31 protein-coding genes, 3 tRNA genes and 1 other RNA gene are annotated in these 25,024 nt (G+C 66.1%); 21 read left to right on the forward strand and 14 right to left on the reverse strand.

The window, feature by feature from the left end; translation table 11 throughout:
* Nucleotides 1–3: 3 nt before the first annotated feature.
* On the reverse strand, nt 4–1,272 hold the full coding sequence (glyA, locus tag D1604_RS03860) for a serine hydroxymethyltransferase (protein WP_119412248.1): 1,269 nt from the start codon (nt 1,270–1,272) through the stop codon (nt 4–6).
* Between the two features lie 109 nt (nt 1,273–1,381).
* Nucleotides 1,382–1,618: a thioredoxin gene (locus D1604_RS03865; RefSeq protein WP_119412249.1), complete on the reverse strand. Its 237-nt coding sequence runs from the start codon at nt 1,616–1,618 to the stop codon at nt 1,382–1,384.
* A 117-nt stretch (nt 1,619–1,735) separates the two neighbouring features.
* Between D1604_RS03865 and pdxR the strand changes: the two genes are divergently transcribed.
* Nucleotides 1,736–3,172, forward strand: a complete 1,437-nt coding sequence (pdxR, locus tag D1604_RS03870) for a MocR-like pyridoxine biosynthesis transcription factor PdxR (RefSeq protein WP_119412250.1) — start codon at nt 1,736–1,738, stop codon at nt 3,170–3,172.
* A gap of 12 nt (nt 3,173–3,184) precedes the next feature.
* Here the strand turns inward: pdxR and D1604_RS03875 are convergent, their stop codons facing one another.
* The 3 genes from D1604_RS03875 to D1604_RS03885 form a co-directional block, all read right to left on the reverse strand.
* Nucleotides 3,185–3,664, reverse strand: coding sequence for a peroxiredoxin family protein (locus tag D1604_RS03875; RefSeq protein ID WP_119412251.1), 480 nt, complete (start codon nt 3,662–3,664; stop codon nt 3,185–3,187).
* Nucleotides 3,665–3,746: 82 nt separating this feature from the next.
* Nucleotides 3,747–3,820 (reverse strand) — tRNA-Cys (locus tag D1604_RS03880).
* 189 nt (nt 3,821–4,009) lie between these two features.
* Nucleotides 4,010–4,083, reverse strand: a tRNA-Gln gene (locus D1604_RS03885).
* Between the two features lie 218 nt (nt 4,084–4,301).
* On the opposite strand from D1604_RS03885, the gene D1604_RS03890 reads away from it, so the two are divergent.
* From D1604_RS03890 to D1604_RS03930, 9 genes are all read left to right on the forward strand, one after another.
* Nucleotides 4,302–4,378 (forward strand) — tRNA-Pro (locus D1604_RS03890).
* 76 nt (nt 4,379–4,454) lie between these two features.
* A complete protein-coding gene (locus D1604_RS03895) occupies nt 4,455–5,003 on the forward strand; it encodes a DUF924 family protein (RefSeq protein ID WP_119412252.1) in 549 nt (182 codons plus the stop codon).
* A gap of 67 nt (nt 5,004–5,070) precedes the next feature.
* Nucleotides 5,071–6,387 carry a hypothetical protein gene (locus D1604_RS03900; protein WP_233551846.1) on the forward strand — a complete coding sequence of 439 codons (1,317 nt, stop codon included), beginning with the start codon at nt 5,071–5,073 and terminating at the stop codon, nt 6,385–6,387.
* A 102-nt stretch (nt 6,388–6,489) separates the two neighbouring features.
* Nucleotides 6,490–7,434 carry a CsgG/HfaB family protein gene (locus tag D1604_RS03905; RefSeq protein ID WP_119412253.1) on the forward strand — a complete coding sequence of 315 codons (945 nt, stop codon included), beginning with the start codon at nt 6,490–6,492 and terminating at the stop codon, nt 7,432–7,434.
* A gap of 114 nt (nt 7,435–7,548) precedes the next feature.
* On the forward strand, nt 7,549–8,406 hold the full coding sequence (locus D1604_RS03910) for a thymidylate synthase (protein ID WP_119412254.1): 858 nt from the start codon (nt 7,549–7,551) through the stop codon (nt 8,404–8,406).
* 7 nt (nt 8,407–8,413) lie between these two features.
* Nucleotides 8,414–8,713, forward strand: coding sequence for a hypothetical protein (locus D1604_RS03915; protein WP_003167209.1), 300 nt, complete (start codon nt 8,414–8,416; stop codon nt 8,711–8,713).
* A gap of 88 nt (nt 8,714–8,801) precedes the next feature.
* Nucleotides 8,802–9,473 (forward strand): aquaporin, encoded by a 672-nt coding sequence (locus tag D1604_RS03920; RefSeq protein WP_029673444.1) that lies wholly within the window; start codon nt 8,802–8,804, stop codon nt 9,471–9,473.
* Between the two features lie 55 nt (nt 9,474–9,528).
* The gene (locus tag D1604_RS03925; RefSeq protein ID WP_119412255.1) at nt 9,529–10,056 is read left to right on the forward strand and encodes a dihydrofolate reductase; all 528 of its coding nucleotides are present in this window, start codon (nt 9,529–9,531) and stop codon (nt 10,054–10,056) included.
* A gap of 17 nt (nt 10,057–10,073) precedes the next feature.
* Entirely contained in the window at nt 10,074–10,394 is a 321-nt protein-coding gene (locus tag D1604_RS03930; RefSeq protein ID WP_119412256.1) for a YbjQ family protein, read from the forward strand.
* A gap of 2 nt (nt 10,395–10,396) precedes the next feature.
* Here the strand turns inward: D1604_RS03930 and D1604_RS03935 are convergent, their stop codons facing one another.
* Nucleotides 10,397–10,819, reverse strand: coding sequence for a universal stress protein (locus tag D1604_RS03935; RefSeq protein WP_119412444.1), 423 nt, complete (start codon nt 10,817–10,819; stop codon nt 10,397–10,399).
* A gap of 27 nt (nt 10,820–10,846) precedes the next feature.
* Complete coding sequence (locus tag D1604_RS03940) at nt 10,847–11,917, reverse strand: Mrp/NBP35 family ATP-binding protein (protein ID WP_119412257.1); 1,071 nt, start codon at nt 11,915–11,917, stop codon at nt 10,847–10,849.
* Nucleotides 11,918–12,003: 86 nt separating this feature from the next.
* Between D1604_RS03940 and miaA the strand changes: the two genes are divergently transcribed.
* The 4 genes from miaA (at nt 12,004) to D1604_RS03960 (ending at nt 14,444) form a co-directional block, all read left to right on the forward strand.
* Nucleotides 12,004–12,885: a tRNA (adenosine(37)-N6)-dimethylallyltransferase MiaA gene (miaA, locus tag D1604_RS03945; RefSeq protein ID WP_119412258.1), complete on the forward strand. Its 882-nt coding sequence runs from the start codon at nt 12,004–12,006 to the stop codon at nt 12,883–12,885.
* Nucleotides 12,886–12,898: 13 nt separating this feature from the next.
* Nucleotides 12,899–13,266: a transfer-messenger RNA gene (ssrA, locus tag D1604_RS03950) on the forward strand.
* 99 nt (nt 13,267–13,365) lie between these two features.
* Nucleotides 13,366–13,863: an SspB family protein gene (locus tag D1604_RS03955; RefSeq protein WP_119412259.1), complete on the forward strand. Its 498-nt coding sequence runs from the start codon at nt 13,366–13,368 to the stop codon at nt 13,861–13,863.
* An 80-nt stretch (nt 13,864–13,943) separates the two neighbouring features.
* Nucleotides 13,944–14,444 (forward strand): hypothetical protein, encoded by a 501-nt coding sequence (locus tag D1604_RS03960; RefSeq protein ID WP_233551849.1) that lies wholly within the window; start codon nt 13,944–13,946, stop codon nt 14,442–14,444.
* 524 nt (nt 14,445–14,968) lie between these two features.
* Here D1604_RS03960 and D1604_RS03965 read toward each other — a convergent pair.
* Nucleotides 14,969–15,319 (reverse strand): RusA family crossover junction endodeoxyribonuclease, encoded by a 351-nt coding sequence (locus tag D1604_RS03965; RefSeq protein ID WP_119412261.1) that lies wholly within the window; start codon nt 15,317–15,319, stop codon nt 14,969–14,971.
* A gap of 105 nt (nt 15,320–15,424) precedes the next feature.
* On the opposite strand from D1604_RS03965, the gene fumC reads away from it, so the two are divergent.
* A complete protein-coding gene (fumC, locus tag D1604_RS03970; RefSeq protein WP_024354095.1) occupies nt 15,425–16,816 on the forward strand; it encodes a class II fumarate hydratase in 1,392 nt (463 codons plus the stop codon).
* A gap of 64 nt (nt 16,817–16,880) precedes the next feature.
* On the opposite strand, the gene D1604_RS03975 is transcribed toward fumC, so the two are convergent.
* The gene (locus D1604_RS03975) at nt 16,881–17,276 is read right to left on the reverse strand and encodes a YccF domain-containing protein (RefSeq protein ID WP_024354094.1); all 396 of its coding nucleotides are present in this window, start codon (nt 17,274–17,276) and stop codon (nt 16,881–16,883) included.
* Between the two features lie 109 nt (nt 17,277–17,385).
* Entirely contained in the window at nt 17,386–17,619 is a 234-nt protein-coding gene (locus tag D1604_RS03980) for a DUF2171 domain-containing protein (protein WP_003167222.1), read from the reverse strand.
* 123 nt (nt 17,620–17,742) lie between these two features.
* Here D1604_RS03980 and D1604_RS03985 point away from each other — a divergent pair, with 123 nt between their 5' ends.
* The gene (locus D1604_RS03985; protein WP_119412262.1) at nt 17,743–17,928 is read left to right on the forward strand and encodes a DUF4169 family protein; all 186 of its coding nucleotides are present in this window, start codon (nt 17,743–17,745) and stop codon (nt 17,926–17,928) included.
* On the opposite strand, the gene D1604_RS03990 is transcribed toward D1604_RS03985, so the two are convergent.
* Nucleotides 17,925–18,869, reverse strand: coding sequence for a DMT family transporter (locus D1604_RS03990; RefSeq protein WP_233551850.1), 945 nt, complete (start codon nt 18,867–18,869; stop codon nt 17,925–17,927). The genes D1604_RS03985 and D1604_RS03990 overlap by 4 nt on opposite strands.
* Nucleotides 18,870–18,998: 129 nt before the next feature.
* On the opposite strand from D1604_RS03990, the gene D1604_RS03995 reads away from it, so the two are divergent.
* From D1604_RS03995 to D1604_RS04005, 3 genes are read left to right on the forward strand one after another with little or no spacing between them, the layout of a single operon-like run.
* Nucleotides 18,999–19,415 carry a YbaY family lipoprotein gene (locus D1604_RS03995; protein ID WP_119412445.1) on the forward strand — a complete coding sequence of 139 codons (417 nt, stop codon included), beginning with the start codon at nt 18,999–19,001 and terminating at the stop codon, nt 19,413–19,415.
* A gap of 3 nt (nt 19,416–19,418) precedes the next feature.
* Nucleotides 19,419–19,658, forward strand: a complete 240-nt coding sequence (locus D1604_RS04000; protein WP_024354090.1) for a ribbon-helix-helix domain-containing protein — start codon at nt 19,419–19,421, stop codon at nt 19,656–19,658.
* Nucleotides 19,655–20,386: an SIMPL domain-containing protein gene (locus tag D1604_RS04005; RefSeq protein WP_024354089.1), complete on the forward strand. Its 732-nt coding sequence runs from the start codon at nt 19,655–19,657 to the stop codon at nt 20,384–20,386. Before D1604_RS04000 ends, D1604_RS04005 begins: the two co-directional genes overlap by 4 nt.
* Before the next feature lie 16 nt (nt 20,387–20,402).
* On the opposite strand, the gene D1604_RS04010 is transcribed toward D1604_RS04005, so the two are convergent.
* The 3 genes from D1604_RS04010 to D1604_RS04020 are packed head-to-tail and all read right to left on the reverse strand — an operon-like array spanning nt 20,403 to nt 21,252.
* The gene (locus tag D1604_RS04010; protein WP_119412264.1) at nt 20,403–20,750 is read right to left on the reverse strand and encodes a DUF488 domain-containing protein; all 348 of its coding nucleotides are present in this window, start codon (nt 20,748–20,750) and stop codon (nt 20,403–20,405) included.
* Between the two features lie 4 nt (nt 20,751–20,754).
* A complete protein-coding gene (locus tag D1604_RS04015; protein WP_119412265.1) occupies nt 20,755–21,063 on the reverse strand; it encodes a hypothetical protein in 309 nt (102 codons plus the stop codon).
* A 3-nt stretch (nt 21,064–21,066) separates the two neighbouring features.
* Complete coding sequence (locus tag D1604_RS04020) at nt 21,067–21,252, reverse strand: hypothetical protein (protein WP_119412266.1); 186 nt, start codon at nt 21,250–21,252, stop codon at nt 21,067–21,069.
* A 173-nt stretch (nt 21,253–21,425) separates the two neighbouring features.
* Between D1604_RS04020 and D1604_RS04025 the strand changes: the two genes are divergently transcribed.
* Both D1604_RS04025 and D1604_RS04030 read left to right on the forward strand, forming a co-directional pair.
* Nucleotides 21,426–23,762, forward strand: coding sequence for an ATP-dependent helicase (locus D1604_RS04025; RefSeq protein WP_119412267.1), 2,337 nt, complete (start codon nt 21,426–21,428; stop codon nt 23,760–23,762).
* A complete protein-coding gene (locus tag D1604_RS04030; RefSeq protein WP_119412268.1) occupies nt 23,759–25,006 on the forward strand; it encodes an O-antigen ligase family protein in 1,248 nt (415 codons plus the stop codon). The genes D1604_RS04025 and D1604_RS04030 overlap by 4 nt, the downstream gene beginning before the upstream one ends.
* The last annotated feature ends 18 nt before the right edge of the window (nt 25,007–25,024 follow it).

Below are 25,024 nucleotides of genomic sequence, written 5' to 3' on the forward strand. Positions count from 1 at the left end.
GCATCAGGCGACCGCCGCGCCTGGAGCGGTCAGGGGATAGGCGCGCGTCAGGTCTGCGACCTGCGCCCTGATCTCGCTGCTGTCGGACCGTCCGTCGCGCACGCCGCGAAGGATGGAGAGGATCAACCCGCCAACGGTCCGGAACGCCGCCGCATCGAACCCCCTGGAGGTCGACGACGGCGAGCCCAGCCGCAGGCCTGACGTAATCATGGGCGACGCCGTATCAAAGGGGACGGAGTTCTTGTTGGCGATCAGATGATGCGCTTCCAGAGCTTCCACCGCCTGCTTTCCGGTCACGCCAAAGGGACGCAGATCGACCAGCACCAGGTGGCAGTCCGTGCCGCCCGACACCAGCCGCAGCCCGCCCTCCGCCAAAGTCTCGCCCAGAACCCGAGCGTTCTCGATCACTGCGCGCGAATAGTCCACAAACGAGGGCTGCTGCGCCTCATGGAAGGCGGCGGCCTTGCCGGCGATGACGTGCATCAGCGGCCCGCCCTGAGTGCCAGGAAACACGGCCTTGTCGATCCGGCGCGCCAGTTCGGGATCGTTGCACAGGACCAGCCCGCCGCGCGGCCCGCGCAGGGTCTTGTGCGTGGTCGAGGTCGTCACATGCGCATGGGGCGTCGGATTGGGATACAGCCCCGCCGCGATCAGACCGGCGTAATGCGCCACATCCGCCACCAGCCAGGCCCCGACCTTGTCGGCGATCTGGCGCATGCGGGCGAAGTCAATCCGCCGCGGATAGGCCGATCCGCCCGCATAGATCAGTTTCGGCCGATCCTGCAGAACGCGCCGCTCCATGTCGTCATAGTCGATCAGATCATTGTCTTCGCGCACCCGATAGGCGCTGACCTCGAACCACTGGCCCGACAGGCTGACCGGCGAGCCGTGGGTCAGGTGCCCGCCGCAGGCCAGATCCAGCCCCATGATCCGATCGCCCGGTTTGATCAGGGCGAACAGCACCGCCAGATTGGCGTTCACGCCAGAGTGCGGCTGGACGTTGGCGTAATCGACATCGAACAGGGCGCAGGCCCGGTCAATGGCCAGCTTCTCCGCGATATCGACCGTTTCACAACCGCCATAGTAGCGCCGCCCCGGATAACCCTCGGCGTACTTATTGGTCAGCACCGACCCCTGCGCCTGACGCACAGCCGCGCTGACGATGTTCTCCGAGGCGATCAGTTCGATGCTGTCCTGCTGGCGCTGCTGCTCCAGCGTCAGGACGTGCGCCAGGTCAGGGTCCAGAACCCGTGTTGCAAGGTCGGAGTGCATGTCTTCACCTCGGATCATGTAAAAAAGAGGCGGGCTGGAACTATGGGAGGGTTCCGGCCCGCCATGCGGCCTTCCAAGAGGGGGGGGTGTCGGGAAGGCCGACTGGAGTTCAACTGAGCGCCGAAAGATCAGCGCCGTGATTGATGTGATAGACGGCGCCCTCCATGACGATGGCCGGCACGGACTTGACGCCGATCGCCTCCGCCTCGGGAAGGCGCTCGGGCGTTTCGCCCAGATGGACGACTTCTACCGCATAGACCGCCGGGTCCAACGCGCCCACAAAGCGGCGCTGGGCGTCGACGCAGACAGAACAACCGGCATGATAGAAAACGGCATTCTTGGCCACGAGCCTGTCCTTTTCAAAAGGTCCGACAGCAGAGTTGCTGTGCTGGAGTGGTCGTGGGATACCCACATCTCGGCCTAGCGATAAGGGCCGCTTTGACAAGGTGAGATAGGCCGGATCATGGGACGCAGCGCCGTGGTCATCGAGTTGATCGAGGACAGCTCCAAGGCTCTGTTCATCAATCTGGCGGGCTCGATCATCCGCGAAATCGAACGCGGGCGGCTCAAGCCTGGCGATCGCCTGCCGGGCACACGGGCGCTCGCCCAGTCGCTCGGGGTTCATCGCAACACCATCGACGCCGCCTATCAGGAGCTCATCCTTCAGGGCTGGCTGGTCGCCGAAGCGTCGCGCGGCACCTTTGTGGCCCGTGACCTGCCGGATCTCGGCGTCCGGACCTGGGGGCCGCCCAGAAAGTCCCAGACCTCGCCTCTTGCTTCTCGCGCTGCCCTGACGCCCCTCAGGTTCTCCGACGGCGCGCCCGACGCGCGGCTGATGCCGGGGGTGGAGCTGGCGCGCGCCTTTCGCCGGGCGGTGTCGGCGGCCGGGCTGAAGAGGCTGACAGGATACGGCGACCCACGCGGCGCCCCGCCTCTCCGCTACGCCCTGGCGCGCTATCTGGAGGCAGAACGCGGCCTGACGATCGACGCAGACGACCTGCTGGTGACGCGAGGCAGCCAGATGGCGCTGTTTCTGGTGGCCGGCGCCGCCCTGAAACCCGGCGAAGCGATCGCGGTCGAGGACCCCGGCTACCCCCTGGCCTGGAAGGCGTTCCGCGCGGCCGGAGCCCGCGTTGTCAGCGCCCCGGTGGACGCGCAGGGTCTGGATATCGACCGTTTCGAACAGTTGCTGGATCAGGAACCAGGCGTTCGCGCCGTCTATGTGACGCCGCATCATCAGTATCCGACGACAGTGACCCTCGGCGCCGGGCGTCGGCTTCGGCTGCTCGAAATAGCGCGTCGTCGCGGTCTGATCTTGATCGAGGACGACTATGACCACGAATACCGCTTCGAGGGACGTCCGGTCCTGCCTCTGGCCGCGCGGGCCCTGGCTGACGATCGGGTGGTCCACATCGGGTCGGTGTCCAAACTGCTCGCCCCGGCTTTAAGGATCGGCTACGCGACTGGCCATCCCGACCTGCTCGCCAGGATGACAGACCTGCGCGAAGCCATTGATCGACAAGGCGATATTCCGCTCGAACACGCCCTGGCCAAGCTGATCGACGAAGGCGACCTGGGCCGCCACGCCCGCAAGGCCAGGAAGATCTACGAACATCGCCGCGACCTTCTGGCCGCAGAGATCACCGCCCAACTCGGCGACGCCGTCGCCTTCGACAGCCCCGCCGGGGGCTTGGCCCTCTGGCTGAAGGTCGTCCCCTCCATAGACGCTGCCGCCTGGGCCGAGGCGGCCGAGCGCGTGGGTCTTCTGCTGTCTCATGGCGGACAGCTTCGCCTTGATCAAAGCCGTCCGGCGAACGCCTTCCGCCTGGGCTTCGCCAGCCTGGACGACGCCGAATTGACGCGCGCCGTCAAACTTCTGCGGGCGGCGCGACCCGCCTGAGACGACTAAGGTTCAGCCGGTTTTCAGAAGCAGGGCCATGATCTCGGCGCCCAGACGCATATCCGATACCGGGCCGAAATGGCGCGCCCTCAGGCGCCCCTGGCGATCGACCAGCACCAGGCTGGGCGTGCCCTGCAAATTATAGGCGGTCATGGTCTTCGGCGTCATCACGCGGCCGTCGGACTGGGCATCAACAGCCACAGGAAACCTGCACCCCTGCTCCGTCAGCCAGCGAGACAGAGCCGCTTCGTCTGTCTGCTGCTCATGGTGTTCGAACACGCTGTGCACGCCCATGACCGCCACTTCGCCAGAGGTGAACGTCTCCACGACGCGCCGGGCCTGCGGCATCGCATAGTGGGAACAGCCAGGGCACAGTCGCTGGAAAAACACCAAGCACGCCACCTTTCCGCGCAGGTCCTCCAGCGCGACAGGCGATGAGGTGTTGAGCCAGGCGGACGCCTCCACCGGGGGCGCGGGCCGCAAACGCGACATGATCTTCTCCTCAGCGGCCTCAGACTAGATGAGATGCAACAGGGATCAACGCGCCTCACGCTTCAGCTCTGCGGGGCGCGCGTGGAGGCCGGACCTGGAATCGAACCAGGCTGGACGGATTTGCACTCCGCCGCGTAACCGCTCCGCCATCCGGCCCTGAAGCGCATTGGATTGACTAACAGCGCCCCAAACCGAGCGCCTCATCCGGTTTCAAAGTCCCGACTGGGCCGGTCGCACAGCAACCCGGGCAGCAGACCGCCCACGACTATCGCGCGCAACGAAGCATTTGATATGAAAGCTGAACCTCAAAGGGGGCGCTTGATGCGCTCTACCCCTCTCGGACGATGGCTGGGGAACTAGGACTCGAACCTAGAATGACGGTACCAAAAACCGTAGTGTTACCATTACACCATTCCCCAGCGGTCCGGTGTTCCCCGCCGCCGCAGTGCGTCGCGGCGAGGAGCGGTCAGATACGCCAAGGTTTCGGGGGATGCAACACCTGAAAAGGAAAGAATTTTCATCGACCCAAGAGTTTTTTCCGGAGGCTCATTTACCCGCTTGCGAGGGCCCGTCGGCATGGCTATAAGCCCCCTCCTCGACGCAAGCGGCGGCCCACGGATCGCCTGATTGCGAAAGTCGGAGTGTGGCTCAGTCTGGTAGAGCACCGCGTTCGGGACGCGGGGGTCGCAGGTTCGAATCCTGCCACTCCGACCATTTCTTCCTTTAACATTGCGAACGCCGGGCCACCGCAAGGTCGTGCCTTTTGGCGCGCTGCTGCTAGGCTGGCCGCATGACCCAGCTTCAGACCCCCGCCGAAGTCATCGCCTTCTGGACCGACGCCGGACCCGAAAAATGGTTCGCCAAGGACGCCGCCTTCGATCGCGCCTTCACTGAGCGGTGCAGCGATACCCACTTCGCCGCCGCCGCCCGCCGGCTGGATCATTGGCTTGAGACGCCTGACGCCGCCCTGGCTCTGATCATCCTGCTGGACCAGTTGCCGCGAAACGCCTTTCGCGACACCGCCCATATGTTCGCAACCGACCCCCTGGCCGTCTCCTTCGCTAAGGAAGCGATTCAGCGCGGGCATGATCGCGAGGTCGCGCCTGAGCTGCGCCCCTTCGTGCTGATGCCGCTGATGCACTCTGAATCGTTGGAGAACCAGGAACAGCTGCTGACGCTGCTGGATGAGGCGACCGAAGCGCAGACCTACAAGTTCGCCGTGATTCATCGCGACATCATCGAGCGCTTCGGACGCTTCCCGCACAGAAACGACTGCCTGGGACGCGCGACCTCCCCAGAGGAAGCGGCCTTCCTCAATGCAGGCGGCTTTTCGGGCTAACACTGATTGCTTTGCTGCAACGGCAAAGCTAAAGGCGGGCCGGTTCTCCACAATCGACCGGTTCATAATGTCTCGTTTCGCGCTCGTCCTGATGGCTACCTCGGCCCTGTTCGTCGTCTCGGTCTCCCCGGCTGACGCTCAGATTTTCGGCCGGCGGAACAATGCAGAAACGGCCCAGGTCATCAATGAAGCCCCGCGCTGCAGCCAGAACCTCGGAACCGTGGCGATCGCCGAAACCCAAGGCGTTCTGTTCGACCAGATGGGTCTGGGAGCCCCGACAGAACTGCTGCGCACCGTGATCCGCGATTCCGGCTGCTTCACCCTGATCGAGCGCGGGCCGGGCATGGATCTAGTCGAGCGCGAGCGCAACCTGGGCGGCGCCGCGCGCATCCGCACGGCCGACTTCGTCCTGGTCGCCGAACTCGCGAACCCCATTGAATCGACCGACAGCGATCGTAGGTCAGGACTGCTTGGCTCGCTGGCGGCGGTCGGCGGGCGCGCCCTGCTCACGGCCGGCCTGGCCGCAGCCACGGGCGGCGATCTGGGCGGAGGTTTGGGCGGAGGTGTCGGCGGTCTGGGCGGCTTGGGCGCCGAGGCCGGGCTTAATCCCTTGCAACTGCAGGCCATGAACGCCGCCATGAACATGGCTGGCAGCGCTCTGAGCGGTCAGCAAGGCGGCCAGGCCGCCCCGGCCCAGGCGCTGAACGCCAATACGGTCGAGCGAATTCGCGACCTGAAAAAGGACATCGGTCGCGGCAAGGAGGACGCCCAGATCGTCTTTTCGCTGGCCAGCGTGCCTCTGGCTGAAACCGTCGGCAGCACGCGCGCCGTGGCCAATAAAGATGATTTGCGCGGCCTTCGCATCCGCGACAACCACTTCGGCGGCCGCGTCGGCGCTGGCTATGAGAGGCAGGATGAGGGCAAGGTGATCGCCTTGGCCCTGGTGCGCGGATACGCTGATCTGGTGACCAGCCTTGGCGGTACGGGCGACCAGACGCCGAAAGTCACGCTAGCCAACCGCGAGGCTGTCCGCGCCGCCGCCGCCGAGCGTGAAGCCGAAGCCGCCCGCAAAGCCGATGCGGAACGTCGCGAACAGGAGCGCCTTGACCGCGCACGCGAAGAGGAACGCCGCCGGCTGCGCGAAGAAATCCGGCAAGAAGAAGAAGCCCGTCGCCGCGCCGACGCAGCCCCGAACATGGCCAACCGTCGACTAGCCCTGCCGACTGTGCTGCGCACAACCCCCAACGGCGACGCCATCCGGCCCCTTGCCGCTGACGCCACAGTGTTCCCGACCGGAAAGTCCGACGGCCAATGGGTAGAGGTACTGGACTCTGACGACAACATTGGCTGGCTACAGCAGGAACGCCTGACCGCCGGTCAATAAACAAGGTTCCTTTAGCTCGACCGTATTGCTACGGCGTTTCCGCCCGCCGCGTGTCGGCGCCCAAGGGCCGTGAAGCTTGATAGCAAACCAGGAGATCACGTTTTGAAGACCTGTCTTATCGCCCCGGCCCTCGCCGTTCTGATTACCGCCTCGGTCCTGCCGACCGTATCGCAGGCCCAGGCCCGCAGCGGCGCGCAGCGCGCGCAGGATGCCCAGATGGCCCAGATCCCGCGCTGCCGCGCCAGCCTCGGCTCGATCACCATCGCCGACGGACAATCCGACTACTGGCGTGAGCTGCAGCTTTCGCCGCCGCAAAGCCTGCTGCGCGTCGTGATCCAGCGTTCGGGCTGCTTCACCCTGGTTGATCGCGGCGCCGGCATGAGCGTCGCCCAGCGCGAACGCGAGATGGCCTCGGGCGGCGACCTGCAGCGCGGCTCCAACGTCGGCGGCGGCCAGGTGCGCGCGGCCGACTATGTGCTGGTCGGCGAAATCGCCAGCCAGAACGCCAACAGCGGCGGCAACGCCCTGGCCGGTCTGGCCGGCGCGGCGCTGGGCGGCCGTGCAGGCGCCCTCGTCGGCGGTCTGCGCACGCGCAACATGGAAGCCAATACGGTCCTGTCGCTGACCAACGTCCGCACCTCGGAAACCGAGCTGGTGACCGAAGGTTACGCCTCAAAACGCGACATGAGCTGGGGCGCGGGCGCCGCAGGCTTCGGCGCGGGCGCCCTGGGCGGCGGCAGCTATGAAAACACCGAGATCGGCCGCATCGTGGCCCAGTCCTTCATCCAGGCCTACACCGACATGGTGACCCAGATGGGCGGCCTGGAAGGCGGTTCGGCGGCCCAGGCCGCTCCGATCCAGAGCTATACGGTCCAGGAAGCCTCGACCCTGCGTTCGGCGCCCAGCGGCGGCTCGGTCGTCCGCGCCCTGCCGGTCGGCCTGCGCCTCTACCCCACCGGCAACCGCGACGGCGCCTGGTGGGAAGTCATGGACGACAACGACAATGTCGGCTGGGTCCAGAACGAACGCCTCGCGCCCGGCAAGTAAGAGCGCGTTGAAACAAGGAGCGCCCGCCGAGCAGTCGGCGGGCGTTTTCTTTTTTCTGTGAGCAAGAGAATCAGGCCCCTGCCCTCCAAAGAGAATCAGCGGCATCTTCATGGCATGAACGCCGCCGTCCAGATCGCAGACCTGCAAGCCCGCACGGCGGCCGCGCCCGCCGACCATCCCGAATGGCAGTATCTGAATCTGCTGCGGGACATCCTCGACAACGGCGTGCGGCGCGACGACCGCACCGGTACGGGGACGCTGGGCGTCTTCGGGCGTCAGATGCGCTTCGACCTTTCCAGGGGCTTCCCCCTGCTGACGACGAAGAAGCTGCATACGCGGTCGATCTTCATCGAACTGCTGTGGTTCCTGCGCGGCGAGACCAACATCGCCTGGCTCAAGGACAACGGGGTCAGCATCTGGGACGAGTGGGCCGACGCCGAGGGCGACCTCGGCCCCGTCTATGGCAAACAGTGGCGCTCCTGGGCCGCCCCGAACGGTTCGAGCATCGACCAGATCGCCAGACTGGTTCACGGACTGAAGACCAATCCCAACAGCCGCCGCCACATCGTCAGCGCCTGGAACCCGGCCGACGTGGACGACATGGCCCTGCCGCCCTGTCACTGCCTGTTCCAGTTCTTCGTCGCGGATGGAAGGCTGAGCTGCCAGTTGTATCAGCGCTCGGCCGACGTCTTCCTGGGCGTGCCCTTCAACATCGCCTCCTACGCCCTGCTGACCCATATGCTGGCCAAGGTCGTGGGGCTTGAGCCAGGCGACTTCGTCCACACCTTCGGCGACGCCCACCTGTATCTGAACCACCTGGAGCAGGCCGAGCTGCAGCTAACCCGCGCCCCCCTCCCCCTGCCGATCCTGACGGTGGCGGACAAGGACGACCTGTTCGGCTTTGAGCTGTCGGACTTCGTGCTGAACGACTACCAATCCTGGCCGCACATCAAGGCCGCCGTCGCCGTCTGATCCCCGCATGAAGCTGACCGACCTCCAAGCGGATGTGCTGCGCATCTCCGACATCTACGCGCGCGAACACGCCATCGACCGTGATCGCGACTGGGCCCTGCTGAAGTTGCAGGAAGAGCTGGGCGAGTTGACCGCCGAGCATCTGCGTCTAACCCAAAGGGCGCGCGGCGCCGCCGATGCTCAGGCCCTCGCCGATGAGGCGGCGGACGTATTGGGCATGCTGCTGATCTACTGCGACCGCGCCGGCGTCGACCTGAACGCCGCGATGCAGCGCAAATGGCTGAGCTGGCTCAAGACCGAAACGTAAACTCGCGTAACAGCGACTGGTGAAATTTCGGGTTTAGGCGCAACCTCCCCCCGATCCGCTCTCAGGCGGTGGGAAACGGGAGGGTTCCATGATCAAGAAGTTCGCCGCCGAACTGATCGGCACGCTGGTTCTGGTGCTGTTCGGGTGCGGCGCAGCCGTGCTGGGCGGGTTCGATCACGTCGGGCAGTTGGGCATCGCCCTGGCCTTCGGCTTCGCCATCATCGCCATGGCTTACGGCATCGGGCCGATCTCGGGGTGCCACGTCAATCCGGCCGTCAGCCTGGGCGCCTTCGTCGCCGGGCGCATGGGCGCCAAGGACATGGTCCTCTACTGGATCGCCCAGTTCATCGGCGCGATCATCGGCGCCGCCATCATCGGCATGATCGCCAAGACCGGCTTCGCCAGCCTGGGCCAGAACGGTTTCGACGCCGGATCGCCGGGCGGATACGGCCTGCAGGCGGCGCTGACGTTCGAGATCGTCGCCACCGCCATCTTCCTGATCGCCATTCTGGGCGTGACCGGCGCCAAGGGCCACGGCGCCTTCGCAGGCGTGGCCATCGGCATCACCCTGGCGGTCATCCACATCGTCGGCATTCAGGTGACAGGCGTTTCGGTCAACCCGGCGCGCAGCTTCGGCCCAGCGCTGCTGGCTGGGGGTCAGGCCCTGAGCCAGGTCTGGGTCTTCTTCGTCGCTCCGGCCATCGGCGCGGTGATCGGTGGTCTGTTCTTCCGCTTGAAACTGCTCGAGCCGGACGCCTAACTTCTACGAACGGGAGCGGCGTCGCGTCGCTCCCGATTCGCTCCGGAGAACCGCCTTGGCCCTGCCCCATATCGCCCTCGTCGTCGCCCGCGCCAGGAACGGCGTCATCGGCCGGGACGGCGACCTGCCCTGGAGGCTGCGCTCGGACCTGCAGCGCTTCAAGGCGGTGACGATGGGCAAGCCCTGCATCATGGGCCGCAAGACCTGGGAGAGCCTTCCCTTACGCCCCCTGCCCGGACGGCTGAACATCGTCCTGACCAAGGATGAATCCTACGCCGAGGCGGGCCTGGCCAAGGGCGCCGTCGTCTGTTCGACGCTGGACGAAGCCCTGTCCATCGCCCGCGAACAGGCGGCCGACGACGGCGTGGACGAGGTCTGCGTCATCGGCGGCACGGCCATATTCGCCGCCGCCCTGCCGCGCGCCAGACGCCTGTACATCACCGAGGTCGAGGCCCACCCGGAAGGCGACGCCGTCTTCCCGGCGTTTGACGAAACCGCCTTCGTCCGCACAGCGTTTGAACCGCATGAGGCGGGCGAGAAGGACGACCACGCCTTCGCCTTCACCGTTCTGGACCGCCGCTGAACCCCAAGGAGCTTCTCATGATCGTCGCCACCACCAATGACCTGGCCGGTCATCGCATCGTGCGCCAGCTGGGCGTGGTGCGCGGCATCACCGTGCGCTCGCGCAACGTCATTTCCGACGCCATCGGCGGGGTCCAGTCGATGATCGGCGGCAAGGTCGGCGCCTATGTCAAACTGGCCGAGGCCGCGCGCCAGGAAGCCTATGACGACCTGATCGCCCATGCGCGGGAACTAGGCGCCAACGCCATCCTGGCCATGCGCTACGACGCCAATGAGATCATGCCCGGCGTGACCGAAGTCCTGGCCTACGGCACCGCCGTGGTGGTCGAGCCCGCTTAAGCCTACCGCGCGATGGTCACGCTGACCGGTGCACGGGCGGCGACGGCCTTGGCGGTGGAGCCTATCAGCCAGTTCACCAGCCCTTTGCGGTCGCCCGTGCCCACCACGATGTGATCCGCGCCTAGGGCGACGGCCGCCGCGATCAGGGCGTCGGCCACGTCATGCCCCTCGGTCGTGACCGCTTCAACCGACGGACAATGACGCCGCGCCTCGGTCATCGACCGCATCAGAATGGCGTCCTGCTCCTCAGCCTTCCAGGCGCGAATATCCGGGTGGCCGCTGGCCGAGCTGAGCGGATTGACCGCCACCAGAGCCAGTCTGGCGTGTTTCGCCCTGGCGAACTGCGCCGCGATGCGCACGGCGCTTTCAGCGTGCGCGCTGCCGTCGATGCCGCAGACGACCACGGATTGTTCCTGCTCAGCCATCATGGCCTCCCTTTAAGAGCCAGCGACCTAAAAACCCAAGGACTGGGCGACCTTCGCGGCGATCTGCCTGAAACGCTCGGACGCCGGGTGCTGCGGGTCAACGGCGACCAATGGCCGCCCCGCGTCGCCCGCCCGCCTCAGCGCCCCGTCCAGCGGCAGATCGCCCAGATAGGGCGCGCCCAGACGCGCAGCCTCGGCCTCGGCGCCGCCGGTTCCGAACACCTCGCCGCTCATGTTCTCGACCAAGCCCAGCGTGGGGACGCCGACCTTGTCGAACAGGGTATGCGCCCGGCGCGCGTCGGCCAGGGCCACTTCCTGCGGCGTCGTGACGATGACCGCCCCGTCCAGCGGCGTCTTCTGGATCAGGGTCAGTTGCACGTCGCCGGTGCCGGGCGGCAGGTCGATGACCAGAACATCCAGCGGCTGCTCTTCCGTTCCCCAGCGCGTCTGGGTCAGCATCTGATTGATGGCCTGCGACGCCATCGGCCCGCGCCAGATCATGGCGTCCTCGGCCTTGGTCAGCAGGCCGACCGACATGGCCTTCAGCCCATGCGCCACATGCGGAACCATCGCCCCGTCCTCATAGGCGGGCTGGCCCGAGATCCCCAACATGGTCGGCAGCGACGGGCCATAGACATCCGCATCCAGCACCCCGACCGACAAACCACGAGCCGCCAAGGCCGCCGCCAGATTGACCGAGACCGTCGACTTGCCGACCCCGCCCTTGCCGCTCGCCACGGCCAGAACGCGCTTCACATGGGCCGGGCGCTCGGTCGGAACCGGCGCCTTGGGGCGCCCCTGATCCGTCGCCGCCTTCGACAGTCCCGCCGTACGGCGCGCCGGTGCGGCGGTCACGGCCTCGGCAGTCAGGACGACCGACACCCGCTCCATGCCCGGCATGGCCTTCAGCGCCGCCTCGGCCGCATCGCGCACCGGGGCGTAAAGCGCCGTCTCCTTAGCGGGAACTTCCATGACGAAGCCCGCACGCCCGTCGGTCACCACCAGTCCCTGCACCAGCCCGGCGGTCGCCAGCCCCTGCCCCGACCTGGGGTCGGTCACGGCGTCAAGGACAGCGAGGACGGCGGCGCGGTCAGTCACGATGAAGACTCCTTGAAGACCCGACGACTTGCCGGGCCGGTGACAGGCGTTCTATCGCCCTAAGCGTCCGTTCGCGAGTTGATCCTTTGTCCCAACCCCTCATCACCCTGATCGCCGGCCCCACCGCCTCGGGCAAGTCGCGGCTGGCGATGCAGCGCGCGCGCGAAACGGGCGCCGTCATCATCAACGCCGACAGCCAGCAGCTTTACGCCGACCTGCGCGTGCTCAGCGCCCGGCCGTCGGTCGAGGACGAGGCCGAGATTCCGCACCGCCTCTACGGCGTCGCCGACGCCGCCGACGCCTGGTCCGTTGGGCGCTGGAGTCGGGCGGTGATGGCCCTGCTGGCCGAACTGGCCGCCGAGGGCCGCCCGGCCCTGCTGGTCGGAGGGACGGGCCTCTACTTCAACGCCCTGACCAAGGGGCTGGCCGAAATCCCGCCTGTCCAGGCCGACATCCGCGACGCTGTTCAGGCCGAGTTCGACGCCGAGGGCGAGGCCGCCTTCCGCCGCCGCCTGGCCGAGGTCGACCTCGCCGCCGAGGCCGCCATCTTCCCCGCAGACCGCCAGCGGCTGATCCGCGCCTTCAGCGTGCACCGCGCCAGCGGCCGCGCGCTCAGCGACTGGAAGGCCGGCACCCGCCCCCTGCTTGCGCCGGGCAGCTATGACGCCCTTGTCGTGGAGCCAGAACGCGATCGTCTCTACGTCTCATGCGACGTGCGTGTGGATGCGATGATGGCTCAGGGCGCGCTAGATGAGGTGCGCGCCCTTGTCGCCCGCGACCTGGCCCCTGACCTGCCCGCCATGAAGGCAGTCGGCGTGCGCGAACTGGCGGCCCATCTGGCGGGCGAACTGTCGCTGGACGACGCCGTCGCGGCCGTGAAGCAAGCCACCCGCAACTACGCCAAGCGTCAGTTGACCTGGTTCCGCAACCAGCAGCGAGACTGGCCCCGCTTCGCCGGTTTCGCCTGATCTTCTGCGCCAGCCTCTTGGAAGCCGAGGCCGCCCATACTATATTGATCCTGCTCGGGTTCGCCCGGGCTATGGCGATAAACGCGCCTGTAATAAGCGGACCGGACCCGGGTGCGAATCCCGGCGGCTCCACCAACTTCTTCCCCGCGTTATCGGCGGAGGCAGCATGGGGCCGACTAGCATCGACGGACGTGTAAAGAGGATTGCTTTCGCTCGTCCTGGCCCACCGTATCGGGCCTTTATCTAACTGCGAACGATAACTTCGCTGGAGAAGTCCGCCTCGCCGCGTAATGCGGTTCGGTTGATTTCGAACTTAAACTCCTAGGGGTTCAGATCCTTAGGCGGGGCCCGGGGGGCGCCTGGCAACAGAAGCCCCCTACTCCTGCGAAATCGAAATTCCTTCCGAAGCAGCGACTCTGCGTCTTCCGTCGCCTGCGCTGGACAGGTAACAGTCACGCGTTCCCCTGTTTTGAGGCGCTGATGACGGATCAAACTCCCCCTGTCGACGAGATGCACTATGAGCAACTCGCCCAGGACGCTCTGCGCGGCGTGATCCGCCTGGCGCTGGAGCGGGCGGCCATGCCCGAGGGCATCCCCGGCGCCCACCACTTCTACATCACCTTCAAGACCCGCGCGGCAGGCGTCAGCGTCCCGCCCGACGTCCTGGCCAAATATCCGGACGAGATGACGGTGGTGCTGCAGCACCAGTACTGGGATCTGGCGGTCGAGCCTGACCTGTTCTCGGTGATGCTGAAGTTCGGCGGCGCGCCCAAGGTGCTGACCGTGCCCTACAGCGCCGTGGTCCGTTTCTACGATCCCAGCGTGCAGTTCCTGCTGCAGTTCGACGAACCCGAAATCATCGAGGCCGAGATCGCGCCCCTCTCGCCGCCCGCGCGCGACCCGGACGCCGTGGCCCCGCCGCCGTCCGGCGACGACGGCCCCAAGGTCGTTTCCCTGGACCAATTCCGCAAAAAATAACGTCGCCGCGTTCGAGGGCGCGCAACCTTTGTCGGCAGGCAAGCATTGCCGTGACCTCCCCCATGCAAGCGAGGTCATTGATGCGCCTGTCCCTCATCTCCGTCGCCGCCGCGGCCCTGACGCTGGCAGCCTGCAACCAGCCGGAAACGACGCCGCCCGCCGAGACGCCCGCCGCGCCGGTTGAAATCGCTCCCGCCCCGACCGACGCCGCCGCCACGGCGACAGCGGACTGGAGCGCTCTGAACGCTCAGGTCGGCCAATATCCGAACGAAACCAAACTGCTCGAAGACAGCCCGATCACGGCTGACCTGAAGGCGCTGCTGGGCGCCAAGTTCGACGTTCTGGCGACCAATATGCAGACCCAGGCCCCGCTTCAGAAGAACGGCGCCGTCCTGTTCACCTCGGGCAACAAGCAGCATGAGGGCGGCGTCAACGCGGCCTATCTGCTGATCGACCCGGCGAACAAGGGGCTGGAAGTCGGCCTTTGGGAAGGCGGCAAGCTGACCACCTATAAGACCCCCGGCTCGAACCTCGCCAAGCCCAAGGACGTGCAGACGATGATCTCCAACGCAGCGGGCTGATGCGCTGCTGCTGATCGAAACAGGGGCCCTACCGATCAAAAGCGAATGAGGGGGAGGCACTGCTCTCCCCCTCATTCCACCTCACCAATCCCAGGGAAGGTAAGGCCCCATGCCCGTACAGACGTACATTCTTGTCTTCACGGCGTAGCCGCTAGGCAGACTAGGCGTAGTGACGTGGGGCCCGCCGTTACAGGTATCGAAACCACTCCCAATCATTGTTGTCATGGTCTCGTCTGAATAGACATAATGATGGTAGGCGATAGGCCAACACTCATCAAAGCCCATGCAGTAATATCCATCCGGATCAGCAATCTGTGCCGCCGCGCTCGATGCCATCGGCATTGGAGCCGCAGCCCCTGCCAGGATGAACATCGTCAGGCTAGCAGCCACGCTCCCTAGAATTCTAAAATTCACCACACCCTCCTTCAGAAATCATTGATAGAGGATATTGGCGGGACGTTATCGACAATCACAAGTAACATTGTTGTTCAAAGGGACGCCGCAGCAGAGTTTCGTACGGCGGCTTATCCTCTGGGAAACACCCTTATGCTGATCCGCTCGCGCTCGCCTTCGCGACGCTCGACCAGCAGGCGGGCGACCTGGCTATCGTCGTGGAACAGATAGCCCTTGATGGCGTCCAGCAGGGCCTTGGCCAGGTTATCCAGATCCATCCACGGCGGGTCGCCGACGTGCTCCATCACGATCTCGACGACGTAGTCGCCCCAGGAGGGGCGTGACGCCCACTCCTTGCGCATGAACTCATAGACCAGAGGCTTATAGTATTTGGCCTGGGTGGTCAGGCCGTCGATGGTGATTTCGACCGCCTCGCCCTGCTCGCGCGCCCTGACCTTTCCGGTTCCGATCCAGCCGTCCACGCGCCGTCCGCCTTTCGTGATCAGCGGCTCGCCTTGCTCCGCCGCGCCTGCGTGCTACACCGCCCGGCATCTTCCCGCCACGCCTGAGAGACGAGTCCCGCGCACATGAGCAAAGTTCGTATCGAAACCGACACCTTCGGCCCCATCGAAGTCGCCGCCGACCGCTATTGGGGCGCGCAAGCCCAGCGTTCGCTCGGCAATTTCAAGATCGGCTGGGAAAAGATGCCTCTGCCGATCGTGCGTGCGCTCGGCGTCGTCAAGCGCGCCGCCGCCGAGACCAACCGCGACCTGGGCAAGCTGGACGCTAAGCTGGCCGACGCCATCATCGCCGCCGCTGATGAAGTGATCGAGGGCAAGTTGAACGATCACTTCCCGCTGGTCGTCTGGCAGACGGGTTCGGGCACCCAGTCGAACATGAACGCCAATGAGGTGATCTCGAACCGCGCCATCGAGATGCTGGGCGGCGAGATGGGCTCCAAGAAGCCGGTCCACCCCAACGACCACGTCAACATGAGCCAGTCGTCGAACGACACCTATCCGACGGCCATGCACGTCGCCTGCGCCGAGCAGGTGGTCAACGACCTGATCCCCGCCCTGAAGCACCTGCACGCCGCGCTGGACGCCAAGGCCAAGGCCTGGGCCCACATCATCAAGATCGGCCGCACCCATACCCAGGACGCCACGCCTCTGACGCTGGGTCAGGAGTTCGGCGGCTATGCTCACCAGGTCGCCATGGGCATCGAGCGCATCGAGCTGACCCTGCCGCGCCTGATGGAGCTGGCCCAGGGCGGCACCGCCGTCGGCACCGGCCTGAACGCGCCTGTGGGCTTTGCTGAAAAGGTCGCCGAGAACATCGGCAAGATCACCGGCCTGCCCTTCACCACGGCACCGAACAAGTTCGAGGCCCTGGCCGCCCACGACGCCATGGTCTTCACCCACGGCGCGATCAACACGGTCGCCGCGTCGCTGTTCAAGATCGCCAACGACATCCGCTTCCTGGGCTCGGGCCCGCGCGCGGGTCTGGGCGAGCTGTCGCTGCCTGAGAATGAGCCGGGCTCGTCCATCATGCCGGGCAAGGTCAACCCGACCCAGAGCGAAGCCCTGACCCAGGTCTGCGCCCAGGTGTTCGGCAACAACGCCGCCCTGTCGTTCGCCGGCTCGCAAGGCCACTTCGAGCTGAACGTCTACAACCCGGTGATGGCCTACAACTTCCTGCAGTCGGTGCGTCTGGTCGCCGATGCAGCGATCAGCTTCACCGACAACTGCGTCGTCGGCATCGAGCCGCGCGAGGACAACATCAAGCACGGCCTGGAAAACAGCCTGATGCTGGTCACCGCCCTGAACGCCAAGCTGGGCTATGACACCTGCGCCAAGATCGCCAAGACGGCGCACAAGAACGGCACCACCCTGCGCCAGGAAGCCGTCGGCGGCGGCTATCTGACCGACGCCGAGTTCGACGAATACGTCCGCCCTGAAAAGATGATCGCGCCGCAGTAAGCCGCGCTCATCGCCAGATATGAAGACGCCGGCCGGGTTCGCCCCGGCCGGCGTTTTTTTATGTTCAGCCCTTGTCGCGGATGGTCCGCCCGACCGGCGCCAGCGACAGCCGCGCCAGTTCGACGTTCTTCAGCGCGAAGGGAATGCCGATCAGGCTGACGAACTGCGGCACGGCGATCAGGATATGCGCCAGGGCGATGTACCAGCCCGCCAGCACCAGCCAGATCACGTTCAGCCCCACGCCCAGACAGCCTGCGCCCAGATCGGCCGGGTTCGGATCGCGCCAGACGATCTCACGCCCGAACGGCCAGAAGGAATAGCTGGCGATCCGCCATGCCGAAAACGCCCACGGCAGGCCGACCACCGTCAGCGCCAGCAGCAGTCCGCCGAACAGCCAGGCCAGGCCCGAGGCGAAACCGCCCAGGAAGAACCACAGCAGGTTCAGGATCAGTCGGATCAAATCAATCGCCCCTTCGCGTTGCTCTCCCTTCATATGGCGAAAGGCCCCGCTGATTACAGCGGGGCCTCTGATGAAATCGCGGTAAGGCGACGCCAGAGCGAAATCCGGTCTAGTGCTTCTCGGTCCAACGCGCCTTGGCCTCGTCCTTGCTCAGGTTGAGATGGACATGCTCGTCGACACGGGACACCCAGCTGACCGGGATCATATGGTGTTTCAGACCCGAACCCAGATCCAGTTTGGCGAGCTCGATCTGATCGCCCTTTACGTGATCCACCCGACCGACGTGGCCGCCGTCGGAACCGACGACTTCCTGATGTTCCTTGATCATCGAGGCGTTTATCATGGTCTACTCCAATGGCTGTGAGGACCGTAAGACAACGGGTCCGCCCGCCATGGGTTCACCGCCAAGCCTGTTGTGGGAGTTCACAATGTCGATGGTCCATCCCCCGATGCCGGAGCGCGCCTGATGGGCGAGATCGTCAATCTGAACCGGGCGCGCAAGGCTCGCGCCAAGGTCGACGCCAGACGCACGGCCGAGGCCAACCGCCTGACCTTCGGCCGCACCAAGGCCGAGCGCCTGACCACGCGGGCGGAACGCGAACGCGACGCCGCTCAGTTGGACGGCCACAAGCGGGACAAGCCTGACGCTTAGGCCGCCGATCGTTTCGGCGCGCGGATCAGGAACAACTGCCCCGCCAGCACCAGGGCCAGACCGACCAGAGCCAGGACGCCGAACCGCGCCCCCTCGAACATGACCGACACCAGCATGGCGATCGGCGGCGTCAGGGCCGAGATGTAGCTGGCCACCGCATAGCCCCTCGCCCTGGCGATGGTGAAGTACAGGCCGAACGCGATCACCGACCCGAACACCGCCAGATACAGCAGGGATATGACATAGGCCGGGCTCCACGCCACCGACCAGGACACGTCGGTGACCAGGGCGTACAGCGCCAGCGTCCCCGTGCCATAGGCCATCGCCCATGCGGTCGACGGCAGCACCTGCGAGCCCGCCTGCTGGCCGCGCCAGGCGAACCAGTTGCCGAAGGCCGAGGCGACGACGGCGATCACGGCGAAGCTGACGCCCGCCACGGCGTGAACGCCCAGCCCCGCGCCCATGACCTCGCCCGCCGACAGGACGCCGACGCCGACCACGCCCAGGCCCGCCCCCAGCCAGGCGGCAGGCGCCGCCTTCTGGCCCGAGGCGACGCGGAACAGGATCAGGTTCAGGAAGGCCAGGGCGGCGAAGATCACCGCCACCACCGCCGAGGCGATCTTCTCCTCCGAGGCGTAGACGAAGGCGTAGCTGATGGCGAAGGAGAACAGCCCCTGCCCCAGCGCCGCCAGATGCTGAGCGCGCGTCAGGGCCAGCCGCCCGCCCGTCGCCTTGACGATCAGGGCCAGCAGAGCCGAGGCGATGCCGAAGCGCAGCACCACCGACACCACTGGATCGACCGCCCCAAGCTGGAAGGTGATGGCGTACCAGGTCGTCCCCCAGATCAGGGCGCAGACCCCCACCCCGCCGAAGGCCAGCATGGCGGGCGAACGGGCAATCGACGATCCGCCTTCCGGCGATGGAGCTTCAGACTGAGACACGCGGCGGACTCGACAGGACCAAACGAGAAATCGCGATAGCACCGCTTCAGCCTCACGTCTCTCGACCTTTGCAGCCATATGTGAGGCTCGTGCGTTCTGCTAAGCTGCCCCTTCACAATGGAGACGCTGATGCGCTCTTTCCTCGCCCCGCTCGTCATGATTCCGGCCCTGATGACGGCCGCCTGCGCCACCCTGCCGGAGGCCTCCCGGGACATGACCGACGTCAGCGTCAGCGCGACCTATCGTGAACGCATCATGCTGCCGCCGGGCCATACCCTCACGGTCAGGATCGAGGACGTCAGTCGTGCGGATGCTCCGTCGCTCGTGATCGCCGAGACGCGCCAGCAATTGGACGGCCGCGCCCCGCCCTACGCCGTCACCCTGTCGGTGCCGAACGACAGGATCGACAGCCGCATGGAATACGCCGCACGCGCGGAAATTCGTGACGCATCGGGCGCCCTGCGATTCACGACGGACACGCGCCATTCGGTGCTGACCCGCGGCGCGCCGAACAGCGCCGACATCGTCATGGTGGGCGTGCGCTAAGCCTTGAGCGGTCTGATCAAGCGATCCGTGCTGCTGTCTGGCCACGCCACCTCGGTGGCGCTGGAACCTGAATTCTGGGCCGTTCTGGACGCCATCGGGACGGAGCTTTCGCTTAGCCGCGCCGGCCTGATGATCCGCATCGACGCCTGGCGAGGTCGTCGTCCGCTGGCGTCTTCCTGTCGCCTTCTGGCCCTCCAGTGGGCCGGAGGGGACCGCAGCTTTGCAGAGGAAAAGACCTCATGAACGACAACCGCATCGACACCGCTCGCCTGATCCCAGCCGCTGTCTTCGGCGGACTGGTGGCTGTCGGCCTGATCGGCGGCGGCGCCTTGATCGGACAGGGCGTGATCAACGCCCGCGCGGGCGACCGCTCCGTCACCGTGCGCGGCCTTGCGGAAAAGGACGTGAAGGCCGACCTGGCCGTCCTGCCCATCCGCTTCACCACCTCGGGCGATGTCCTGTCCGAGGTTCAAAGCCGCATCGACGGCGACCTGGCCATCGTGCGCCAGTTCCTGAAGGCGCAGGGCTATCCCGACGACGCCGTGGATCTGGGCCAGTTGGGCGTCGCCGACACCCGATCGCGGGAATATATGAGCCAGACCGGCGGGCCGCGCTTCATCCTGACCCAGACCGTCATCGTGCGCACCACGGACGTGGACCGGGTCCAGACCACCACGCGCAATCTGAACGATCTGGTGCGTCAGGGCGTGGTGCTGCAGGACTTCAACGGCCCGTCCTACATCTTCACCAAGCTGAACGACGTGCGTCCCGCCATGATCGCCGAGGCCACCGCCGCCGCCCGCAGCGGCGCCGAACAGTTCGCCAAGGATTCCGGCGCGCCTCTCGGCCCCATCAAGACAGCGGGGCAAGGCTCGTTCGAAATCCTGTCGCGCGACGGCACGGGCGACGAGGCCGGCACGCCGAACAAGAAGGTGCGCGTCGTCACGACGATCAGCTATCGGCTGAAATAGCCGCGTCTCCGCCCGTTCAGACCTGGGCTAGATAATCCGCCAACACCACGGCGTCGTTGTGCGCTTCATCTTTCGCGCCATAGACGAGCGTCACCGGGCCATCGGCGAGCGCGGCTCTCAACTCGGACACTACGTCGCCATTGGCCTTGAGCTCCGCGCGATAGCGCCGCTGAAACTCCGCCCATTTCTCCGGGTCATGGCCGAACCATTTCCGCAGCTCGGTGCTGGGCGCGATTTCCTTCAGCCACAAATCGACGCTGGCCTTGTCCTTGCTCAGCCCGCGCGGCCACAGTCGGTCGACCAGGATGCGCGTCCCATCCGTCTTCGCGGGAGCCTCATAGACGCGTTTCAGGGCGACCTTCACAGCGTCAGGCCTTGGGTTCAGGCGCGGCCACCTGGGGCGGCTCGCTCGGCCGGGGCAGTTCCGGCGGCGCCGGGCGGTCCGGAACCTCGGGAAGGCGCGGTGTCGGCACGGTGATGTCGACGTTCAGGTCCGGCGTTTCCGGCACAGGCGCCCGTCCTCCGGCGAAGACCAACCAGGCGATGACAGCCACAGCGACCAGAAGCCCGCCGACAAGGAAAGCCAGGCCCGTCCCGCCGCCTTTTCGCGGCGCCGGAGCGTTATTGATCGTCGTCTGATGCACGACCCGTTCGGGCGGAATATCGGGATCAGTCATGGCTCACTCACCGCCCGGCGCAGCCGGGGCCGAGACCTCAGGCAGCTTGACCTCGACATCAACCTTTTTGGCGTCAGGCGCGCCGCCTCGTCCCAACAGGAACCAGGCCAGGATGGCCACCACCACGACCAGACCGCCCACGATGAACGCCAGACCGGCGTTGCCGCCGCCGCTTGAGTTTTCCGCCATCAGGCATCCTTTCCCTCTATAGTCCCCGTCAGTTGGGAAAACGACGCTCTGGCTGCACGGTTCCTTTCACTGAGGCGGCGAAGGGGACTGACTTTGGCCGCTGTGCTGCTTATGTTCTCCCCTTCAGATTCCGACGGGGCGACCGCCCCAGACGCTGCCGAGTACCCGCCCCTGTGACCGACCTGCCCGTTCCCCGCATTTCCGACCTCGCCCGCGCCCAGGCTCCGCAAGGCGCGGCGTCCGACTATCTGGCGGGCCTGAATCCCGAACAGCGCGAGGCGGTGGAGACGACCGAGGGGCCGGTGCTGGTGCTGGCGGGCGCCGGCACGGGCAAGACGCGCGTCCTGACCACGCGACTGGCGCACATTCTGGCGACCGGCCGGGCCAAGCCGTGGGAGTTGCTGGTCGTCACCTTCACCAACAAGGCCGCGCGCGAGATGCGCGAGCGGATCGGCCACCTGATCGGCCCGTCGTCAGAGGGACTGCGCTGGCTGGGCACCTTCCACTCGGTCGCGGCGCAGATCCTGCGTCGCCATGCGGAACTGGTCGGGCTGAAGTCCAGCTTCACCATCCTGGACACCGACGATCAGGAACGGCTGCTGAAGCAGCTTCTGGAAGCGGCCAACATCGACACCAAGCGGTTCACGCCCAAGTCGCTGGCCCATATGATCGACCACTGGAAGAACCGCGGCTGGACGCCCGACAAACTGCCGCCCGGCGAGGATTTCGCCAACGGCAAGGGTCCGGCCCTCTACGCCGCCTATCAGGCGCGGCTGGCGACGCTGAACGCCTGCGACTTCGGCGATCTGCTGCTGCACAACATCACCATCCTGTCAAAACATGCTGATCTGGCAGAAGAATATCGCCGCCGGTTTCGCTACATCCTGGTGGACGAATATCAGGACACCAACGTCGCCCAGTATCTATGGCTGCGGCTGCTGACGTCCTCGACCGGCAATGTCTGCTGCGTCGGCGACGACGATCAGTCGATCTATGGCTGGCGCGGGGCTGAGGTGGACAACATCCTGCGCTTCGAGCGCGACTTCCCCGGCGCCAAGGTCATCCGGCTGGAGCGCAACTATCGCTCGACCAAGCACATCCTCGGCGCGGCCTCGGCCCTGATCGCGGCCAATCAGGACCGGCTGGGCAAGACCCTGTGGACCGAGGACGACAGCGGCGACAAGGTGCGCGTGCGCGGCGTCTGGGACGGCGAGGCCGAGGCCCGCCTGATCGCTGACGAGATCGAAACCGCGCGCAAGCAGGGCATGAATTACAAGGACATGGCTGTCCTTGTTCGCGCGTCATTCCAGATGCGGGCGTTTGAAGAACGCTTCCTGATGCTGGCCATTCCCTATGTCGTCATCGGCGGGCCGCGCTTCTTCGAGCGGGCGGAAATCCGTGACGCTCACGCCTATCTGCGGCTGATCCAGTCCGAGGATGACGACCTGGCCTTCGAACGCATCGTCAACACGCCCAAGCGCGGCATCGGCGACACCAGCGTCCAGAAAATCCTGCACATCGCGCGCGAGAACGGCGTCTCGGCCATGCGGGCGGTGCGTCACCTGATCACGACCCACGAGTTGCAAGCGCGTACCCGCACGCCGCTGGCCAACTTCGTGCGCGACCTGGACCGCTGGCGCGACCTGATGGCGATGGGCACGCCGCACTGGCAGGTGACGGAGACCCTGCTGGACGAGAGCGGCTATACCGCCATGCAGAAGGCCGACCGCACCAGCGGCCAGACGCGGTTGGACAACCTGAAGGAACTGACCCAGTCGATGCAGCAATTCGAGACGCTGCAGGCCTATCTGGAGCACGTCTCGCTGGTCATGGACCTTGAGCGCCGCGACGAGAACGCCGACGGCTCAGGCTCGGTGCAGATCATGACCCTGCACGGCGCCAAGGGGCTGGAGTTCCCGCTGGTCTTCCTGCCGGGCTGGGAGGAAGGCGTCTTCCCCAGCCAGCGCAGCATCGACGAGAAGGGCGTGAAGGGCTTGGAGGAGGAACGCCGCCTGGCCTACGTCGGCGTCACCCGCGCCAAGCAGGATGCGCGCATCAGCTTCGCCGCCAACCGCATGGTCTATGGCCGCTGGACCTCGCAGCTGCCCAGCCGCTTCGTCGATGAACTACCGATCGCCCACGTCGAGCCGCAGTCGGACACCGGCTATTACGGCGCCTCGACCGGCATGAAGGAGGCCAAGAGCCGCTGGGACGACGCCCCTTCCTTCGGCGGCAGCTATTCCAGCCCCGGCTGGAAACGCGCCCAGACCTATACCGCGAACCAGACGCCCAAGCCCGCCTACGCCCGCCGCGCCGTGATCGAGGGCGAAGGCCGCCTAATTGCCACGGCCGATCCCAAGGCGGCGTCCGGCTGGTCCCGCGGCGATCGCGTTTTCCACCAGAAGTTCGGCTATGGTCAGGTCCGCGCGGTGGAGGGCAACAAGCTGGTCGTGAGCTTCGATAAGGCGGGCGAGAAGAAGGTCATCGACACCTTCGTGGAGAAGGCGTGACAGGGGCCCTCGCCCATTCACGTCACGACCCCGACGCCCCCACCCTGTGGGAACAGGCGGCGGCCGGGCTGATCCTGGCCCTGTTGTCCGGCGCCCTGCTGGGCCCGATCTTCTCGCCCCACCAGGAAGAGACGCCGGTGCTGCGGCTGATCTGGCCGCCGATCTATCTGGTGATCCTGGGGCTGGCCGCATTTCGCGCGCGGCGCATGGCGGCGGCCTGGCCCGCCTTCATTCCCCTGCTGCTGATGGCGGTTCTGGCGTTGGCGTCCAGCCTGTGGTCCCAGGCGCCTGAGGTGACCGAGCGACGCGTGCTGGCCCTGGTCCTGACCGGTGTGTTCGCCGTCTATCTCGGCGCGGTCTTTCGCGGGATCGCCCTGCCCCGGATGCTGACCGCCGCCTTCCTGGTCCTGGGCGTCGGTAGTCTGATCTCCGTCTTCGCCTTTCCCGGCTTCGGCGTGCACGCCGACGTCAACGCTGGGATGTGGCGCGGCCTGTGGTATGAAAAGAACCAGTTGGGCATGGTCATGGCCGTGGGCCTGATCTCCGCCGCCGCCCTGATGGCCGCTCAGGAGCAGAAGGCCGACCGAAACCTGGCGCTGATCGCGCTGGGCGTCTGCGCCCTGGCTCTGTTGGGATCGCAATCCAAGACCGCCCTCATCATGGCCATGCTGGGAGCCGGGCTGGTGGTCCTGTGTCTGGCGATCCGGCGGATGGGCCCGGTGTTCGGCGTCATCGCCGTCTGGTGTCTGGGCGTCGCCCTGTTCGGCGGCCTGTGGATCTGGAGCGAGTTCTCCGTCGAGATTCTGGCCCTGTTCGGCAAGGATCCCAGCCTGACCGGCCGGACCGAAATCTGGGACGCCATCGGCCGGATGACCGAGCGCAAACCCTGGCTCGGCTATGGCTACAGCGCCTTCTGGCTGCCGCACGCCGAGCCGATGGAATGGATCCGCCATGAGACGGGCTGGCGCGTGCCGTCCGCTCACCAGGGCTGGCTGGACCTGCGCGCCGAACTGGGCTGGACGGGCGTCGGCCTGGTCGGCGCCGTCGTCGCCGTGACCTCGGCCGCCGTCCTGATCCGCCTGCCCGGCCTGGGGCGGCAGGAGGGCTACTGGAGCCTGGCTTATCTGGCCGCCTTCCTTCTGCTCAGCCTGTCGGAAAGCGTGCTGATGCGGCACCAGGACCTGCCCTGGACCCTGTTCGTGGCCCTGATGACCCGCAACCTGATCGTCAACAGGGATGAATGAGGCGACGCTTGCCCCCGC

This window comes from Brevundimonas sp. LPMIX5 (assembly GCF_003576505.1).
GTDB classification, from domain to species: Bacteria; Pseudomonadota; Alphaproteobacteria; order Caulobacterales; family Caulobacteraceae; genus Brevundimonas; species Brevundimonas naejangsanensis.